Here is a 16513-nt window from a genome sequence, read left to right on the forward strand (position 1 = left end):
CCCCGTCGTGATGACCGTGGTGGCGAGCGCGGAGGGCGTCCCGGTGGTTTCCGCCGTGACGACAACCGTGGCGAGCGCCCCGCGTTCCGGCGTGACGACCGCAGCGACAACCGAGGTGAGCGTCGCGACGACAACCGTGGCGATCGCGGTGGTTTCCGGCGCGATGACAGCCGGGGCGAGCGTCCGCCCTTCCGCCGTGACGACAACCGCGGTGGCGGTAGCGGTGGTGGTTTCCGGCGTGACGACAATCGCGGTGAGCGTCCGCCGTTCCGTCGCGACGACCGTGACAACCGGGGTGAGCGTCCTGCCTTCCGGCGTGACGACGACCGCGGTGACCGTGGCGGCGCCCCCCGCCGTGACGATCGTCGCGATGACCGCCGTAGCGAAGACCGTGGCAGCAGCGACCGCGGTGGTTTCCGTGGGCGTGACGACCGTTCCGCCGGCCCGCGTCGCGATGACCGTCCCGCTGGTCCCCGTCGTGATGACCGGCCGGCTGGTCCCCGTCGTGATGACCGTGGTGGCGAGCGCGGAGGGCGTCCCGGTGGTTTCCGCCGTGACGACAACCGTGGCGAGCGCCCCGCGTTCCGGCGTGATGACCGCAGCGACAATCGTGGCGGCGAGCGTCCGCCCTTCCGTCGTGATGACCGTAGGGACGACCGCCGTGACGGTGACCGTCCCGCTTTCCGGCGTGACGACGACCGCGGTGACCGTGGCAGCTACCCCCGCCGCGACGACCGTCCGTCCGGTCCGCGTCGTGATGACCGTGGTGAGCGTCCGGCGTTCCGTCGTGACGACAATCGTGGTGAGCGTCCGCCGTTCCGTCGCGACGATCGTGACAACCGTGGCGAGCGTCCTGCCTTCCGGCGTGACGACGACCGTGGCAGTGGCGATCGCGGTGGTTTCCGTGGGCGTGACGACCGTTCTGCGGCTCCGCGCCGCGATGACCGTCCTGCCGGCCCGCGTCGTGACGACCGCCCGTCCGGTCCCCGTCGCGATGACCGCGGTGCCGATCGCGGAAGCCGTCCCGGAGGGTTCCGTCGGGACGACAGCCGCGGTGAGCGGCCGGCGTTCCGGCGTGACGACGACCGCGGGGGCCCCCGTCGCGACGACCGCCGCGATGACCGGCGTGACGACCGTCGGGGCGACGACCGCCGTGGTGGCGGCAGCCGGTTCCGTGACGAGCGGGAGCGTGACCGCGACCGTGAGCCGATCAAGCGGCTGCCGATCCCCGAGGACGTCACGGGCGAGGAGATCGACAAGGACGTACGGCAGGAGCTGATGAGTCTGCCGAAGGGGCTCGCGGAGGACGTCTCCAAGAACCTGGTGATGGTCGCCCGGCTCATCGACGAGGACCCCGAGGGCGCCTACGCCTACTCCAAGATCGCCCTGCGACTGGCGTCGCGCGTCGCCGCCGTACGTGAGGCGGCCGGGTTCGCCGCGTACGCGAACCAGAAGTACAGCGAGGCGCTGGCCGAGTTCCGGGCTGCCCGGCGCATGACCGGCAGCGTGGACCTGTGGCCCGTGATGGCCGACTGCGAGCGTGGTCTCGGGCGTCCCGAGAAGGCGCTGGAGATGGCCGGGGCCGCCGAGGTGCACAAGCTCGACAAGGCCGGCCAGGTGGAGATGCGGCTCGTCGCGGCCGGCGCCCGGCGTGACATGGACCAGCTCGACGCGGCCATCGTCACGTTGCAGAGTCCCGAGCTGGCCTCGAACACCGTGCAGCCGTGGACCGCGCGACTCCGGTACGCCTACGCCGACGCCCTGCTCGCCGCCGGGCGTGAGGTCGAGGCGCGGGAGTGGTTCGCCAAGGCCGTGGAGTCCGACAAGGACGGCAGCACGGACGCGTCGGACCGGCTCGCCGAGATGGACGGTGTCGCGTTCGTCGACGCGTTCGTCGACGACGATGACGAGGACGACGAGCGCGACGATGTGACCGAGCCCCAGGAGGCCCCCGCGGCCGACGAGGCGGAAGCCGACATCGTGGACGACGACGAAGACGAGGACGACGAGGTCGACGACATCGAGGACGTCGCGGCGGAAGCCGAGGCGGACGACGAGGTCGAGACCGAAGCCGTAGCCGAAGTCGAAGCCAAGGAAGACGTCGTCAAGGAAGACGTCGTCAAGGAAAGTGTCGTAAAAGAAGAAGGCGACAAGGACTGACGACTCCGCACGACGTCAGTGACAAGGGCGGGACCCCGGCAACGGGGTCCCGCCCTTTCCTGTTTCCGGGGTTGGTGGCGTCGTCTCAGACGTCCAGCGCGCGCAGCACCAGACCCGAGGCCGGCTTGGGGCCGAAGGACGTCGACTTGCGGGGCATCGTGACGCCCTGGCGGGCCAGGTCGCGTACGACCTCCTCGCGGACGGGGTGCATCAACACGGCCGTACCGCCGTCGCGTTCGGCCTTGCGGACCGTGGCGGCGGTGTCGTGGATGTAGGCGATGTGGGCCGGGGAGTCCTCGGGGATGTGCCAGACGTGGTCGAGGAGCGTGGCGTGCAGGACCGTCGCGTCCAGGGTGCGCCAGGCCGCCGGGTGGTCGGCCGGGATCGTACGGGCCAGGAGGTCCGGGTCCGGGTGGTCGACCAGGTGGAAGGCGCCGTCGCCGGCGAGGAGGAACGCGTTGCCCGCGCAGGCCGCGTCGGCGAGGACCTCCAGGGCTTCCGGGAGGGGTAGTTCCAGGTGCCGTACGCGGAACAGGCCGTCGAGGGCCGCCAGGGCGTCGGACACCGGGACGCCGTGCAGGAGGCGGTGGATCGCGCGGACGCGGAGCGGGTAGCGGGCCGTGTCGACCAGGAGGACCAGGCCGTAGTCCCAGGGGCTGGGGGAGGGGTGCTCCGCGCGTAGACGTCGGTACGTCGCCCAGCGGTGGTGGCCGTCGGCGATCAGGGCCTGGTGGTGGGCCAGGTCCGTCTGGATGCGGGCCAGGTCGGTGGGGTCGGTGACCGACCAGAGGCGGTGGCTGTAGCCGTCCTCCGTGGTTGTCGAGAGCAGTGCGGGGTCCTCCGCGATGCGTTCGACCACCGTCGTCGTGTCGGACGGGGTGCCGTTGCCTCGGTAGGTGAGGAGCAGGGGCTCCAGGTTCGCCGAGGTGGCCCGCATGAGGGCCGCTCGGTCCGCCACCACGTGCGGCATGACGTCCTCGTGCGGCAGGACCACGCCCTCCGACGGGTCCGACAGGCGCAGGGCGCCGATGATGCCGCGTTGCAGCAGGCCGTTGCCGTCGCGTTGTTCGTAGACGTACAGGCCGGGCTCGGGGTCGGTGGTGAGGACTCCCTCGGAGAGCCAGCGGTGCAGGGTGTCGGCGGCCTGTTCGTTGCGGGCGTCGGCGGTGGTGGCCTGCGGGAGGATCAGCCGGACGATGTTGTGCGGGTCGGCGTCCTGGAGGTGGTGCAGGCCGTCGGGGCGTACGACGACGTCGTACGGTGGGGACGTCACGGCGGCCAGGCTGCCGACCAGGTCGGGGTCGTAGCGAAGGCCTCGGAACGGGGTGAGTTCCAGGCCTCGGCGCTCCGTTGCTTCCGAGTGACCTGCGGTGTTCATCCCGGCATCGTACGTGTGTCAGTGGCATGCGGGATGATCGGGTGAAAGCGATCGAACGAGGAGCGATGTGGAATGAGCCAGAGCGTCAGGACGAGGCCCGAGGGCAGTGGCCGGGCCCTGAGCGAGGCGTACGACACGGCGCTGCTCGACCTCGACGGGGTGGTGTATGCGGGGGGCAACGCGATCGCCCACGCCGTCGATTCGCTCGCCACCGCCCGCGCGGGCGGCATGCGTCTCGCCTACGTCACCAACAACGCGCTGCGGACGCCCGACACGGTGGCCGACCATCTCACCGAACTGGGCATACCGACCGGGCCGGACGACGTCATCACCTCCGCGCAGGCCGTCGCCCGGCTGATCAGCGAGCAGGTGTCGGCAGGCTCCCGCGTGCTGGTGATCGGCGGAGAGGGTCTGCGGGTCGCGCTGCGCGAGCGCGGACTTGAGCCCGTCGACTCGGCGGACGACGAGCCGGTGGCGGTCGTGCAGGGCTACGGCGGGCCCGACCTGGCCTGGGGGCGGTTCGCGGAGGCCTGCTACGCCATCGCGCGCGGGGTGCCGTGGTTCGCGTCCAACACCGACCTGACGATCCCGAGCGCGCGCGGCATCGCACCGGGCAACGGCGCGGCGGTGGAGGTCGTACGGATAGCGACCGGGGCCGAGCCGCAGGTGGCGGGCAAGCCGTTGCCGCCCATGCACAAGGAGACGATCCTGCGGACGGGCGCCGAGCGGCCGTTGGTGGTGGGGGACCGGCTGGACACGGACATCGAGGGGGCGTTCAACGGGGATGTCGATTCGCTGCTCGTCCTGACGGGTGTGACGGACGGCGCGCAGTTGCTCGCCGCGCCGCCGCAGCACCGGCCGACGTACGTCGACGCCGATCTGCGGGGCATGCTCACCGGGCAGCCCGAGGTCAGCGAGGCGGGAGACAGCTTCCGGTGCGGTGGCTGGACGGCGACGGCGGGCCGTGACCGGCTGGAACTCGACGGCGAGGGTGAGCCTTTGGACGGGCTCCGGGCGCTCTGCGCGGCGGCCTGGACGGCGGCCGGGGACGGCTCCTGCACGCTCGACGGAGAGAAGGCGCTCGCCCGGCTGGGGCTGTGACGCGGGGGAGGCGGGGGCTCGGCATCCAGGGGTTCTGAACGGCGGTGAAGAGGGACTCGCCCTTCGGGTCGAATGCGAGGGTAGGCTAACCTAACCTCGTGTTGGTCGACAGTCCCCCAGAACAGCGCGCGGAGACCGCCCCCGCGCCCCCAACCCGCCGGGCGATACGTGTCCTTGGGCTCTTCGCCTCCGTGGCGCTCCTGGTCCTAGTGGCCCTGGCGAGCATCGCGATCGGCGCGAAATCGCTGCCGTTGGGGGATGTGTGGCACGGCCTGTTCCATGACTCGGGGACGTACGCGGACGTCGTGGTCGGCGACCGGATCTCCCGTACGGTCCTCGGGCTGCTCGCCGGTGCCGCGCTCGGCCTGTCCGGTGCCGTCCTCCAGGCGCTCACCCGCAACCCCCTCGCGGACCCCGGCCTGCTCGGCATCAACGCCGGCGCCTCGGCCGCGGTCGTCACCGCGATCACCTACTTCGGTGTGACGAGCCTGAGCGGCTACGTCTGGTTCGCCTTCGCGGGCGCGGCCGTGGTCGGCGCGCTGGTCTGGTTCCTGGGCGGCAGCCGGGGCGCCACACCCGTGCGCCTCGCACTCGCCGGTACCGCGATCAGTGCCGCGCTCTACGGCTATCTCCAAGCCGTCATGATCATGGACGACGCGGCGCTCTCCAAGATGCGCTTCTGGACGGTCGGTTCACTGGCCTCGGCCACCGGCTCGACGATCACGCAGGTCGCCCCGTTCTTCGCGGTCGGCACGGTCGTCGCCCTGCTGCTCGCCCGGCCGCTGAACGCGGTGGCGATGGGCGACGACACCGCCCGCGCCCTCGGCGCCAACCTCAACCGGACCCGGGCGCTCGCCATGCTCTCCGCGACCGTGCTGTGCGGGGCGGCGACCGCCGCCTGCGGCCCGATCGTGTTCGTCGGCCTGATGGTGCCGCACGTGGTGCGCTCCTTCACCGGCCCCGACCTGCGCTGGATCCTGCCGTACGCCACGATCCTGTCGCCCGTGCTGCTGCTCGGCGCGGACGTCCTGGGCCGGTTGATCGCGCGGCCCGCGGAGCTCCAGGTCGGCATCGTCACCGCGATCATCGGCGGGCCGGTCTTCATCTATCTCGTGCGGCGGCGAAGGACGACTCAGCTGTGAATCCCTCTTCAACGACGGCGCAGGACGGCCCAGTTGCGCAGGCCGCCCCGGCTCGGGCTCTCCGTACGCGGACTGTCCGGACCGGCGACCTCTCCCTCCGCCTCGACCTCCGCGCCTTCACGGTCGTCGTCCTTCTCTTGCTCTGCGCGCTCGCCGCGAGTGTCGTGCTGATCGGTACCGGCGACTTCCCGATCTCGGCCGGTGACGTCCTCAAGACGCTGTTCGGGGGCGGTGATCCGGGTCAGGAGTTCATCGTCAACGAGCTGCGGCTGCCGCGCGTCCTCGTCGGGTTGCTGGTCGGGGCCTCGCTCGGGCTCGGCGGTGCGCTGTTCCAGTCCATCTCCCGCAATCCGCTGGGCAGTCCGGACGTGCTCGGCCTCTCGCAGGGGTCGACCGCCGGGGCGCTCGTCATGATCGTGCTGTTCTCCGGCAGCGCGACAGCCGTCACCCTCGGGGCGCTGATCGGCGGTCTGGTGACCGGGCTGGCGATCTATCTGCTCGCCTGGAAGCAGGGGGTGCACGGGTACCGCCTTGTCCTGGTCGGCATCGGCGTCTCCGCCGTCGTCACCGCGGTCAACGGCTATCTGCTCACCAAGGCCGACCTCGTCGACGCGGCCCGCGCGGTCGTCTGGATGACCGGTTCCCTCAACGGCCGTGACTGGACCCAGGTCTGGCCACTCCTCGCGCTGTGCGCCGTACTGCTGCCGCTCGTCCTCGCCAACGCGCGCGGGCTGCGGATGATGGAGATGGGCGACGACGTGTCGTACGCCCTCGGGGTGCGCGTCGAGCGCGTACGGCTGCTGCTCATGGTGGCCGCCGTGCTGCTCACCTCGGCCGCGACCGCCGCCGCCGGACCCGTCGGCTTCGTGGCGCTCACGGCACCGCAGCTCGCCCGGCGCCTGACCCGCTCGCCGGGCCCGAACCTGGTGCCCTCGCTGTGCATGGGCGCCACCCTGCTGGTCACCGCCGACTGGGCCTCCCAACGGGCGTTCGGCGCCGACCAGTTGCCCGTCGGCGTGGTCACCGGAGTCCTCGGCGGGGTCTACCTGCTGTGGCTCCTGGTCACCGAGCGCAAGGCGGGCCGGATATGAACGCCGCCGCGAGCAGCACCACGAACGCCGCCACGAACGTCCCAGTGAGCGCCTCTCCGAAGTCCTCTACGAACGCCTCGGCGAACGAGAACAACCGAAGGAGCACCGTGAACCGCCTGTCCGCCGAGAACGTCACCCTCGCCTACGACCAGCGCGTCATCGCACGCGAGTTGTCGGTGGAGATACCCGACAACTCCTTCACGGTGATCGTCGGCCCCAACGCGTGCGGCAAGTCCACGCTGCTGCGCGCCCTGTCCCGGATGCTGAAGCCGACCGAGGGCCGGGTGCTGCTCGACGGGCAGGTCATCCAGTCGATGCCGGCGAAGAAGGTCGCGCGCACCCTGGGCCTGCTCCCGCAGTCGTCCATCGCGCCCGACGGGATCACCGTCGGCGACCTCGTGGGCCGCGGCCGGTACCCGCACCAGGGCATCCTGCGCCAGTGGTCGGGCGAGGACGAGCGGGTCGTACAGGAGTCGATGGCGCAGACCGGTGTCGCCGAGCTCGCCGATCGCTATGTCGACGAACTGTCCGGCGGGCAGCGGCAGCGTGTGTGGATCGCGATGGCGCTGGCCCAGCAGACGCCCCTGCTGCTGCTCGACGAGCCGACCACCTATCTGGACATCCAGCACCAGATCGACGTCCTCGACCTGTGCGCCGAGCTGCACGAGGAGCAGGGCCGCACGCTGGTCGCGGTGCTGCACGACCTCAACCACGCCGCCCGGTACGCCACCCACCTCATCGCGCTGCGGGAGGGCGCGGTCATCGCGGAGGGCGCGCCGGGCGACATCGTCACGGCCGAACTGGTCGAGGAGGTCTTCGGGCTGCGCTGCCAGGTCATCGACGACCCGGAGACGGGGACACCGTTGGTCGTGCCGGCCGCGCGCAAGGCACGCGCGCGTGCGGGAGCGACGGCGGGGGCAGGGGCCGCGGCGGTGGCTACAGAAGCTTCCTGAGGCGGAACAGGTCGAACACGTTGGCCTCCAGCTTCACCCGGCCCGAGCCCCAGGCCTTCGCGAAGTTCAGCCCGCCGTCGACCATGGCGACCAGGTCGTCGCCGGCCATGGTCAGCTTGATCTGGGCCTTCTCCGCCGGAAGGCCCTGCACGGTCTCGTCCACCACGATCCGGCCGCCGGTGAGCCGGCCGACGAAGGTGACGTCGAGGTCGGTGATCCGGCAGCTGACCGAACGGTCCATGGCCGCGGCGGCGCGGACATTCCCATCGGCCTTCTGCATGTTGTCCGAGAGCTTCTCGAGTGCGGCACGGCACTCTTCGATCGTTGCCATCGTGATCGACGTTACCCCAGGCCTTCGGGGTAGCGTCTGGGCATGAGCGACTCATTGCCCGAGGCCGGGGTCGGGGCTGTACCGGAGGGCGTTCCGGAGGCCGTTCCGGAGGCGGAGCCCACGTACGACCCCGCCGCCCCCGCGCCCCTGAACGTGGACCGCGCCCCGAGCGGTGACGCCGACGTCGACGCCCAGCTCGGGCGTCTGGCCGACACCGACCACCTCGCCACGGACGGACATGTAGAGGTGTACGAGGATGTACACCGGGGGCTGCGCGACGCGCTCACCGCGCTCGACGCCCGCCCGGGACCTCCGGCGCCCCCATCGACGTATGGCACTAGGAGCTGAACCGAACGTGGCAGGAGTGGCACGCCGACGTCTCGACGCCGAGCTGGTCCGACGGAAGCTCGCGCGGTCGCGGGAGCACGCGAGCCAGTTGATCGCCGCCGGCCGGGTCACCGTGGGCAAGACCGTCGCGACCAAGCCCGCCACCCAGGTGGAGACGGCGGCGGCCATCGTGGTCGTCCAGGACGACGGAGACCCCGACTACGTGTCGCGGGGCGGCCACAAGCTCGCGGGCGCGCTGGAGGTCTTCGTACCGCGGGGGCTCGTGGTCGAGGGACGGCGGGCGCTGGACGCCGGCGCGTCCACCGGGGGCTTCACCGATGTGCTGCTGCGCGCGGGTGCCACACAGGTCGTGGCGGTCGACGTCGGGTACGGGCAACTCGCGTGGTCTCTTCAGAGCGATGAACGCGTCACCGTCAAGGACCGTACGAACGTACGCGAGTTGACGCTTGAAGCGATCGATGGGGAGCCTGTGGATCTAGTCGTGGGGGATCTGTCCTTCATCCCGCTCGGGCTGGTGCTGCCCGCCCTGGCGCGGTGCACGAAGCCGGACGCGGACCTGGTGATGATGGTCAAGCCGCAGTTCGAGGTGGGGAAGGAACGGCTGGGGAGCGGCGGTGTCGTACGCAGCCCGGAACTCCGGGCCGAGGCCGTACGCGGTGTCGCCCGGCGGGCCGCCGAACTGGGGCTCGGGGTGGAGGGCGTCACCGCCAGTCCGCTGCCCGGGCCCTCCGGGAATGTCGAGTACTTTCTGTGGCTGCGGGCCGGCGCACCCGAACTGGACCCGGCCGATGTTGACCGTGCAGTGGCGGAGGGGCCGCGTTGACACAGAACCGAGCTCGTACTGTTTTCCTGCTCGCGCACACGGGTCGGCCTGCGGCCATCCGGAGTGCCGAACTGGTCGTCAAGGGGCTGTTGCAGTCCGGCATCGGAGTGCGCGTCCTGGAGTACGAGGCACGCGACCTGCCGTTGCCGGACGAGGTGGAGACGGTCACCGAGGCCACCCCGCAGTGCCTTGAGGGCTGCGAGCTGCTCATCGTCCTCGGCGGCGACGGCACGCTGCTGCGCGGCGCGGAGTTCGCGCGGGCGTCCGGGGTGCCGATGCTCGGCGTCAACCTCGGCAGCGTGGGGTTCCTCGCGGAGGCCGAGCGGGACGATCTCGACAAGGTCGTGGACCGGGTGGTCACGCGGGCCTACGAGGTCGAGGAGCGGATGACCGTCGATGTCGTCGTTCACAAGAACGGGAACATCGTGCATACGGACTGGGCGCTGAACGAGGCGGCGGTGCAGAAGGCCGGCGCGGAGAAGTTGCTCGAAGTCGTGCTGGAGATTGACGGGCGGCCGGTCACGGGGTTCGGGTGTGACGGGATCGTTTGTGCGACTCCTACCGGGTCTACGGCGTATGCGTTCTCCGCGGGTGGGCCTGTGGTGTGGCCCGAGGTTGAGGCGTTGTTGATGGTGCCGATCAGTGCGCATGCGCTGTTCGCCAAGCCCTTGGTTACGTCGCCGGATTCTGTGCTTGCCGTTGAGGTGTTGCCGCACATCCCCCCGGGGGTTCTGTGGTGTGACGGGCGGCGGACTGTTGAGTTGCCTGCGGGGGCGAGGGTTGAGGTCAGGCGGGGGGCTGTTCCTGTACGGCTTGCTCGGCTGCATCATGCGTCGTTCACCGATCGGCTTGTTGCGAAGTTCGCTCTGCCTGTTTCTGGGTGGCGGGGGGCTCCTCACTAAGTGACGGCCGGTGGGGGCTGAGCGCGCAGCTCCCCGCGCCCCCAAAAAGAAGGTGGGTCCACTCCCCCGGGTGACAGGGTGCCTCGCGCTTCTCCCGCCCTACCTCGTAAGGTCTTCACCGTGCTGGAAGAGATGCGGATACGGTCGCTCGGAGTCATCGACGACGCTGTCGTCGAGTTGTCGCCGGGGTTCACCGCGGTGACGGGTGAGACGGGTGCGGGCAAGACCATGGTCGTCACCAGCCTCGGGCTGTTGCTCGGAGGGCGGGCGGACCCGGCGCTGGTGCGGATCGGGGCGAAGAACGCGGTCGTGGAGGGGCGGATCTCCGTGCCTCCGGGCGCCTCTGCCATCCTGCGGGCCGAGGAGGCGGGCGCCGAGTTGGACGACGGGACGCTGCTCATCAGCCGTACCGTTTCCGCCGAGGGGCGCTCCCGGGCGCACCTGGGCGGGCGTTCCGTGCCGGTGGGGCTGCTCGCCGAGCTGGCCGACGACCTCGTGGCCGTGCACGGGCAGACCGATCAGCAGGGGCTGTTGAAACAGTCCCGGCAGCGGCAGGCGCTCGACCGGTACGCCGGAGACGCCGTCACCGGACCGTTGGCCAAGTACGGCGAGGCGTATCGGCGGCTGCGGGCCGTCGCCGTCGAGCTGGACGAGATCACCACGCGCGCGCGTGAACGGGCCCAGGAAGCCGACATGCTGCGGTACGGGCTCGACGAGATCGCGGGCGTGGAGCCGCGCCCCGGGGAGGACGTCGAACTCGCCGCCGAGGCCGAACGGCTCGGGCACGCCGAGGCGTTGGCGTCCGCCGCCACGGCCGCTCACGCCGCGCTCGCCGGCAACCCCGAGGACCCCGAGGGCATCGAGGCGGCGACCCTCGTCGCGGGCGCGCAGCGGGCCCTGGAGGCCGTACGGTCACACGACTCCGAGCTGGCCTCGCTCACCGACCGGATCGGTGAGATCGGCATCCTGTTGGGCGATGTGGCGGGGGAGTTGGCGGGCTACGCCGACGACCTGGACGCCGATCCGCTGCGGCTGGCCGCCGTCGAGGAACGCCGGGCCGCCCTCAACGCGCTCACGCGGAAGTACGGCCAGGACATCACCGCCGTGCTCGCGTACGCCGAGCAGGGTGCCTCGCGGCTGAACGAGCTCGACGGCGACGACGACCGCATCGACGAGCTGACCGCCGAGCGGGATGCCCTGCGGGGTGAACTGGGCGGCCTCGCACAGGCGTTGACCGATGCGCGGACCGAAGCCGCCGAGCGGTTCGCCGCGGCCGTCACCGCCGAGCTTGCTTCCCTCGCGATGCCGCACGCGCGTGTGTCGTTCGAGATCCGGCAGACCGAGGACCCGGAGGGCGTCGAGGTCGGGGGACGTGCGGTCTCCTACGGCCCGTCCGGCGTCGACGAGGTCGAGTTGCTCCTCGCCCCGCATCCGGGCGCTCCGCCGCGGCCCATCGCCAAGGGCGCGTCCGGCGGTGAGCTGTCGCGCGTGATGCTGGCCGTGGAGGTCGTGTTCGCGGGGACCGATCCCGTGCCGACCTACCTCTTCGACGAGGTCGACGCCGGTGTCGGCGGCAAGGCGGCGGTCGAGATCGGGCGGCGGCTCGCGAAGCTCGCGAAGACCGCGCAGGTCGTCGTCGTCACGCACCTGCCTCAGGTCGCCGCCTTCGCCGACCGGCAGTTGCTGGTCGAGAAGACCAACGACGGGTCCGTCACCCGCTCCGGCGTGAAGGTCCTCGAAGGCGAGGACCGCGTACGGGAGTTGTCCCGGATGCTGGCCGGCCAGGAGGACTCGGAGACGGCCCGCGCGCACGCGGAGGAGTTGCTGGCCACAGCACGGGCGGACGGGTAGCGCGCGCTCCGCGTACGGTGGCCGGATCACCGTACGCACGTCCCGCACCACCTCCCTCGCCCTCGCCGCGGCCGTCACCCGCACGACCCTGGTCGCCTTGCGCAGCAAGGGACTTGGCGACGGCTGGGAGCGGAAGAACCACGCCGGCCGGACCGTCGACCTGTACGCGGCCCCGGCCACCGTCGCCGGAGCCGCCCACGCCGCCCCGCCGGACCGCCCGGCGGCCGGGTTCGCGGTCCTCGCGGCGGGCGCGTGTGGTGGTTACGACGATGCCGTCGGCGCGGGCGATCCCCGGCGCGGTGTCCGGGCGCATCTCTCCGCCCTCCGGGACGGTGAAGTCACCAGTGGGGCAGTCAAGTTGTTCGGGATCTCGGCCGCCGGGCTCGTCGCCGGGGCGCTGCTCAAGGAGCGGCCGCTCGACAAGGTGCTCGCGGGTGTGGTGATCGCCGGGGCGGCCCACTTCGTCAACCTCGTGGACGTACGCCCCGGCCGGGCCGCCGGTGCCGTACTCGCCCTCGCGGCACCGGGGTTGCCGCGCCGGGGACCCGGAGCGGAACTGGCCGCCGCCACCATCGGAGCCGCCGGTGCCGTACTGCCGGACGATGATCGGCGACGCGGGGGCACACGCGCTCGGCGCGGCACCCGGCGCGGCTGTCGTCGCCGGCAACGGGCGGGCGGGGCTGGTGGCGCATGCCGCCGCCGTGGTGGCCGCGGCGGTGTACGGCGACAAGGTGAGCGAGCCGGCGCGGGTGGGTTGAGCGGGGGAGCCCGTCCCAAACGCGCCGACCCCTCACTCGTACGGGTGATACCCGTGCCCCTGTTGCCCTTCCACACGGCCCCCACACCTCCCGGCGTTGCCGGAACACCCGTACGTGCTGGCATCCTTGAGACGGAACGCGTAGGAAGCGTGCGGTACACCCCCTCCGCCCGATCCTTCTGTACTTTCTTCGTGACCGCCCGTCGCCGAACCAGGAGCCCCGGCCACGTGACCCCCGTGAGCAGCCACTCACCGCACGGCCAGTCGCCGCTGCGCACCGTGCAGGTGCTCGGCGGAGGCAATGCCGCCAGTAGCGCGCATGTGCGCTCCCTGGCCTCCGGGCTCGTCGCACGGGGCGTGCGGGTGACGGTGTGCGCCCCCGTCGAGGCCGATCACACCTACGACTTCACGGGCGCCGGTGCCGAACACGTGCACGTACCGCGCAGCAGCGACCCGGCGTCCGTGGCCGCGCTGCGGGCGGCCTGCGCGGACGCCGACCTGGTCCACGCGCACGGGCTGCACGCCTCCTTCCGTGCCGTCCTCGCCCTCAGCGGCCGCCGCACCCCGCTCGTCGTGACGTGGCACAACCGCGCCCATGCCGAAGGGGCGCGGGCGCATCTGCTGCGACTGCTGGAGCGGCGGGTCGTGAAGGCCGCAGTCGTCGTGCTGGGCACTACCTCCGATCTGGTCGACCGGGCCCGGCGGACCGGCGCCCGGGACGCCCGCCTCGCCGCCGTCGCGCTGCCCGGGCCCCGCCGAGCCGCCGTGGACCATGACGATCCCGATCGGCTGAGTCCCAAGCTCCGGGCCGAACTCGGTGTCACCGACCGCCCGTTGCTCATCGCCGTCGGCTCCCTCGACCGGCAGCGGGGCTACGACACGCTCCTGGATGCCTCGCGCGGATGGTGCCGCCTCGATCCGACGCCGTTGCTCGTGATCGCGGGGGAGGGGCCGTTGCGGGGCGAGTTGCAGCGGCGGATCGAGGACGAGGAACTGCCGGTGCGGCTCATCGGGCGGCGCGACGATGTCGGCGAACTCCTCGCCGCCGCCGATCTCGCACTCCTGCCCAGCAGTTGGGAGTCCCGCTCGGTGATCGCCCAGGAGGCCCTCCACGCACGCGTGCCGCTCGTCGCGACCGCCGTCGGCGGCATCCCCGAACTCGTCGGCGACGCCGCCGAACTCGTGCCCTACGGCGACGCGAAGGCCCTCGCCGACGCGGTCACCGGACTGCTGCGCGACCCCGAACGCCGGGAGCTGCTGCGGGAGAAGGGCGCCCGGCAGGCGGCCACCTGGCCCACGGAGGACGAGACCGTCGCCCAAGTGCTGAGCGTCTACGACGAGTTGACCCAGCCCCTGCCGCTGACCTGAGAACGGCTCCTTAGGGGACGAGCCTGCGTGCGCGCAGCGCGAGGCTCAACGCCAGTACCGTCTGCGGGTCTTCGAGGTCCGTGCCGAGCAACTCCCCGATCCGGGCGAGGCGGTTGTAGAGGGTCTGCCGGTTGAGGTGCAGCTCGCGGGCCGTCTCCGCCTTGCGGCCCGCGTGCGCCAAGTACGTTTCCAGGGTGGGCAGCAGGGGCGGCTTGGAGCGGTTGTCGTGGTCGCGGAGCGGGCCGATCGCGCGGTCCACGAAGGCCGCCAGGTCCGGGTGGTCGCGCAGTCGCCACAGCAGCAGCTCGATGTCCAGGCGCCGGGCGTCGTACCAGGGGCGGTCGGACAGGCCCTGTGCCGCCGTCGCCGTCTCGGCAGCGTGCCGTAGACCCGCCGACGCCGCCGCCCAGCCGCCGGCCACCCCGACGACCACGATCGGCGGCTGCGCGCCCGGGCGTTGCATCCCGGCGCGCTCAACTCCCGCCCGCAGCGCCGCCGCTACTCGGTCCGCGACCGCCGATCGCTCCGACTCCGTGCGCAGGCCGAGGAGGAGTGGGACGCGGCCCTCCACCGGTCGTACGCCCAGCAGGACCGGGACGCCCACCGAGGCCAGTTCCTCGGCGACCGCGCGAGCCAGGACCGCCCAGCCGCCGCCGGGCGCGGCCAGCGCGTCGCCCAGCCGCATCACCACCGGCAGCAGCGGGCTGGTGCCGGGCTTGAAGCCCAGCACGCGGGCCTGTGCCGGGGCGTCCTCGGCGGCGATGCGGCCCTCGGCGAGGTCGGTGAGGAAGTCGCCGCGTCCGCGTGCCGCCAGCTCCTCCTCCTGGCGGGCCTGCATCAGGACCACGGCGAGGATGCCCGCGGCCCGTTCGGCGGCGATGCGGTGCACGGGGGCGAGCGGTGCCCGTACTGGAAGCAGCACGATCCGCGCCCGCACCGAACCCGTACCGGGACCGCCCCCGGGCACGTCCACGACCACCGAACCGGCGGGCGGCGAGGCGTCCTTGTGCTGGCCGCGCAGCCCCTCCCACACTTGGAGCGGGTCGGCGCCCTCGGGTCCGGACCCCGCCGCGTAGAGGAGTTGTCCGTCCGGTGTCTCCAGGAAGACCGGGTTACCGCTGAAGTCGGCCAGGATGCCCAGGACTTGGGGGATTCCACCGCCGCCCAGCAGGGCCTCCGTACAGCGGCGGTGGACCTCCTCGGCCTGCTGGAGCAGCGCGTAGTGGCCGTTGACGATCTCGGTGTGGATCTCCTCGGTGACCGCGACGAACGGCACCTCGCGGTGCAGCTGGACCAGCGGGAGGCCGGTCGCCCGGGCCGTCTCGACGAGGGTGGCGGGGAGCCGGGTGAAACGCGGGCCGAGTTCGACGACCAGGGCGGCGATGCCCCGTTCGGCGAGGGTGCGGACGAACGCGCGCTGCTCCGCCGGGCGCGTACCGAGGCCGTAGCCCGTGGTGAGCAGGAGTTCGCCGCCCTTGAGGAGGGAGGCGATGTTCGGGACCTCGCCCGCGTGCACCCACCGCACGGTCCGCTGCAGCCGGTCGGCGCCCGCCAGGATCTCCGGCAGCCCGCTGCGCAGCCCGGGCAGCTCCAGCGCCCGCTGAACGGTGATGCCCGCGCCCTGGCTGTCGAATGTGCTGTCCGTACGGCTGTCCATGCAGCGGACGGTACCTGCGGAAACGCCCCGGGCACATCTCGGGCCCGGCGCGCGCTCGGCGGCGGTGTCCACTTCCTCTGCCGCGGTGCCGCCCCTGGCTGCGGTGTCGCCCGGGCTGGGCACGGGGAACGTGCTGAGCTGCTGGTGCGGCTCGGGGTGGTAGCGATGACGGGGCCGCCGAATCTGCGGCTGCTCCGGGTGGTCGGCTGAGGCGCGGGTGCCCGGCGGCGAGCTGAGCAGGACCGGCCGCGCCCGAGTACGGCAGGAGAGCCCGGATACGGCAGCAGGGCCCGGAGCCGTGCGTCGCGGTCCGGGCCCTGCCTCGTGCGGTGCCGCCCTGCGGCGGCGGTGTGTCAGCTCTGTGCGGTGTCGTCGCCCGCCTGCTCGGCGTTCTCAGCCGCGCCTGTCTTCTCGCGCATCTTGCGCACCAGCTCCGCCTTCTGGTCGGCCGCACCCTGGCGGTCGAGGTTGCGGTGCGGACCGTGGTTCTGCCGTTCGGCGCGGGACAGCTTCTTGCGCTTGCCGCCGCCCATGCCCACGGGGTTGTTGATGTTCTTGCTCACGGTCACGGGTTCTCCCGGTAGTGATGTGAAGTGATCTACGGATTCATCGGTGGGGGACGGGCGGCGACGTCGAGAGACGTCAGCGGGG

The 16513-nt window shown here is 72.0% G+C and carries 15 protein-coding genes and 1 pseudogene; 12 read left to right on the forward strand and 4 right to left on the reverse strand.

The genetic code is table 11. The annotated features are described in order from the left end of the window. A partial coding sequence (locus ACFWP5_RS05405) for a hypothetical protein (protein ID WP_384150576.1) occupies positions 1 to 1279 on the forward strand: 1279 nt, incomplete at its 5' end. Next, the gene (locus ACFWP5_RS05410) at positions 1279 to 2160 is read left to right on the forward strand and encodes a hypothetical protein (protein WP_384150579.1); all 882 of its coding nucleotides are present in this window, start codon (positions 1279 to 1281) and stop codon (positions 2158 to 2160) included. The genes ACFWP5_RS05405 and ACFWP5_RS05410, both read left to right, overlap by 1 nt. A gap of 85 nt (positions 2161 to 2245) precedes the next feature. Here the strand turns inward: ACFWP5_RS05410 and ACFWP5_RS05415 are convergent, their stop codons facing one another. Beyond that, positions 2246 to 3538 carry a DUF1015 domain-containing protein gene (locus ACFWP5_RS05415; RefSeq protein ID WP_384150581.1) on the reverse strand — a complete coding sequence of 431 codons (1293 nt, stop codon included), beginning with the start codon at positions 3536 to 3538 and terminating at the stop codon, positions 2246 to 2248. A gap of 72 nt (positions 3539 to 3610) precedes the next feature. Here ACFWP5_RS05415 and ACFWP5_RS05420 point away from each other — a divergent pair, with 72 nt between their 5' ends. The 4 genes from ACFWP5_RS05420 to ACFWP5_RS05435 all read left to right on the forward strand — a co-directional run bounded on the left by ACFWP5_RS05420 (position 3611) and on the right by ACFWP5_RS05435 (position 7825). After that, positions 3611 to 4639: an HAD hydrolase-like protein gene (locus ACFWP5_RS05420; RefSeq protein WP_384150584.1), complete on the forward strand. Its 1029-nt coding sequence runs from the start codon at positions 3611 to 3613 to the stop codon at positions 4637 to 4639. Between the two features lie 98 nt (positions 4640 to 4737). Continuing rightward, entirely contained in the window at positions 4738 to 5781 is a 1044-nt protein-coding gene (locus ACFWP5_RS05425; protein ID WP_384150586.1) for a FecCD family ABC transporter permease, read from the forward strand. After that, positions 5778 to 6872 (forward strand): FecCD family ABC transporter permease, encoded by a 1095-nt coding sequence (locus tag ACFWP5_RS05430; protein ID WP_384150589.1) that lies wholly within the window; start codon positions 5778 to 5780, stop codon positions 6870 to 6872. The genes ACFWP5_RS05425 and ACFWP5_RS05430 overlap by 4 nt, the downstream gene beginning before the upstream one ends. Then, positions 6869 to 7825, forward strand: coding sequence for an ABC transporter ATP-binding protein (locus ACFWP5_RS05435; RefSeq protein WP_384150592.1), 957 nt, complete (start codon positions 6869 to 6871; stop codon positions 7823 to 7825). Before ACFWP5_RS05430 ends, ACFWP5_RS05435 begins: the two co-directional genes overlap by 4 nt. Here ACFWP5_RS05435 and ACFWP5_RS05440 read toward each other — a convergent pair. Next, entirely contained in the window at positions 7809 to 8156 is a 348-nt protein-coding gene (locus tag ACFWP5_RS05440) for an SCP2 sterol-binding domain-containing protein (protein WP_384150595.1), read from the reverse strand. The genes ACFWP5_RS05435 and ACFWP5_RS05440 overlap by 17 nt on opposite strands. A gap of 42 nt (positions 8157 to 8198) precedes the next feature. Between ACFWP5_RS05440 and ACFWP5_RS05445 the strand changes: the two genes are divergently transcribed. From ACFWP5_RS05445 to ACFWP5_RS05470, 6 genes and pseudogenes are all read left to right on the forward strand, one after another. Continuing rightward, entirely contained in the window at positions 8199 to 8504 is a 306-nt protein-coding gene (locus tag ACFWP5_RS05445; RefSeq protein WP_384150598.1) for a hypothetical protein, read from the forward strand. Positions 8505 to 8511: 7 nt separating this feature from the next. Then, positions 8512 to 9327 (forward strand): TlyA family RNA methyltransferase, encoded by an 816-nt coding sequence (locus ACFWP5_RS05450; protein ID WP_328684212.1) that lies wholly within the window; start codon positions 8512 to 8514, stop codon positions 9325 to 9327. Continuing rightward, on the forward strand, positions 9324 to 10229 hold the full coding sequence (locus ACFWP5_RS05455; protein ID WP_026179466.1) for an NAD kinase: 906 nt from the start codon (positions 9324 to 9326) through the stop codon (positions 10227 to 10229). The genes ACFWP5_RS05450 and ACFWP5_RS05455 overlap by 4 nt, the downstream gene beginning before the upstream one ends. A gap of 132 nt (positions 10230 to 10361) precedes the next feature. Then, complete coding sequence (recN, locus tag ACFWP5_RS05460) at positions 10362 to 12080, forward strand: DNA repair protein RecN (RefSeq protein WP_384150941.1); 1719 nt, start codon at positions 10362 to 10364, stop codon at positions 12078 to 12080. A gap of 25 nt (positions 12081 to 12105) precedes the next feature. Continuing rightward, positions 12106 to 12838: pseudogene (locus ACFWP5_RS05465) on the forward strand (hypothetical protein). A 227-nt stretch (positions 12839 to 13065) separates the two neighbouring features. After that, positions 13066 to 14205, forward strand: coding sequence for a glycosyltransferase family 4 protein (locus tag ACFWP5_RS05470; RefSeq protein ID WP_384150602.1), 1140 nt, complete (start codon positions 13066 to 13068; stop codon positions 14203 to 14205). Positions 14206 to 14215: 10 nt separating this feature from the next. Here the strand turns inward: ACFWP5_RS05470 and ACFWP5_RS05475 are convergent, their stop codons facing one another. Then, positions 14216 to 15862, reverse strand: a complete 1647-nt coding sequence (locus tag ACFWP5_RS05475) for a PucR family transcriptional regulator (RefSeq protein WP_384150605.1) — start codon at positions 15860 to 15862, stop codon at positions 14216 to 14218. Positions 15863 to 16215: 353 nt separating this feature from the next. Continuing rightward, positions 16216 to 16431, reverse strand: a complete 216-nt coding sequence (locus ACFWP5_RS05480; protein ID WP_384150608.1) for a DUF6243 family protein — start codon at positions 16429 to 16431, stop codon at positions 16216 to 16218. Positions 16432 to 16513: the final 82 nt, after the last annotated feature.

Origin of the sequence: Streptomyces sp. NPDC058469 (genome assembly GCF_042721125.1) — a bacterium.
GTDB lineage: Bacteria > Actinomycetota > Actinomycetes > Streptomycetales > Streptomycetaceae > Streptomyces.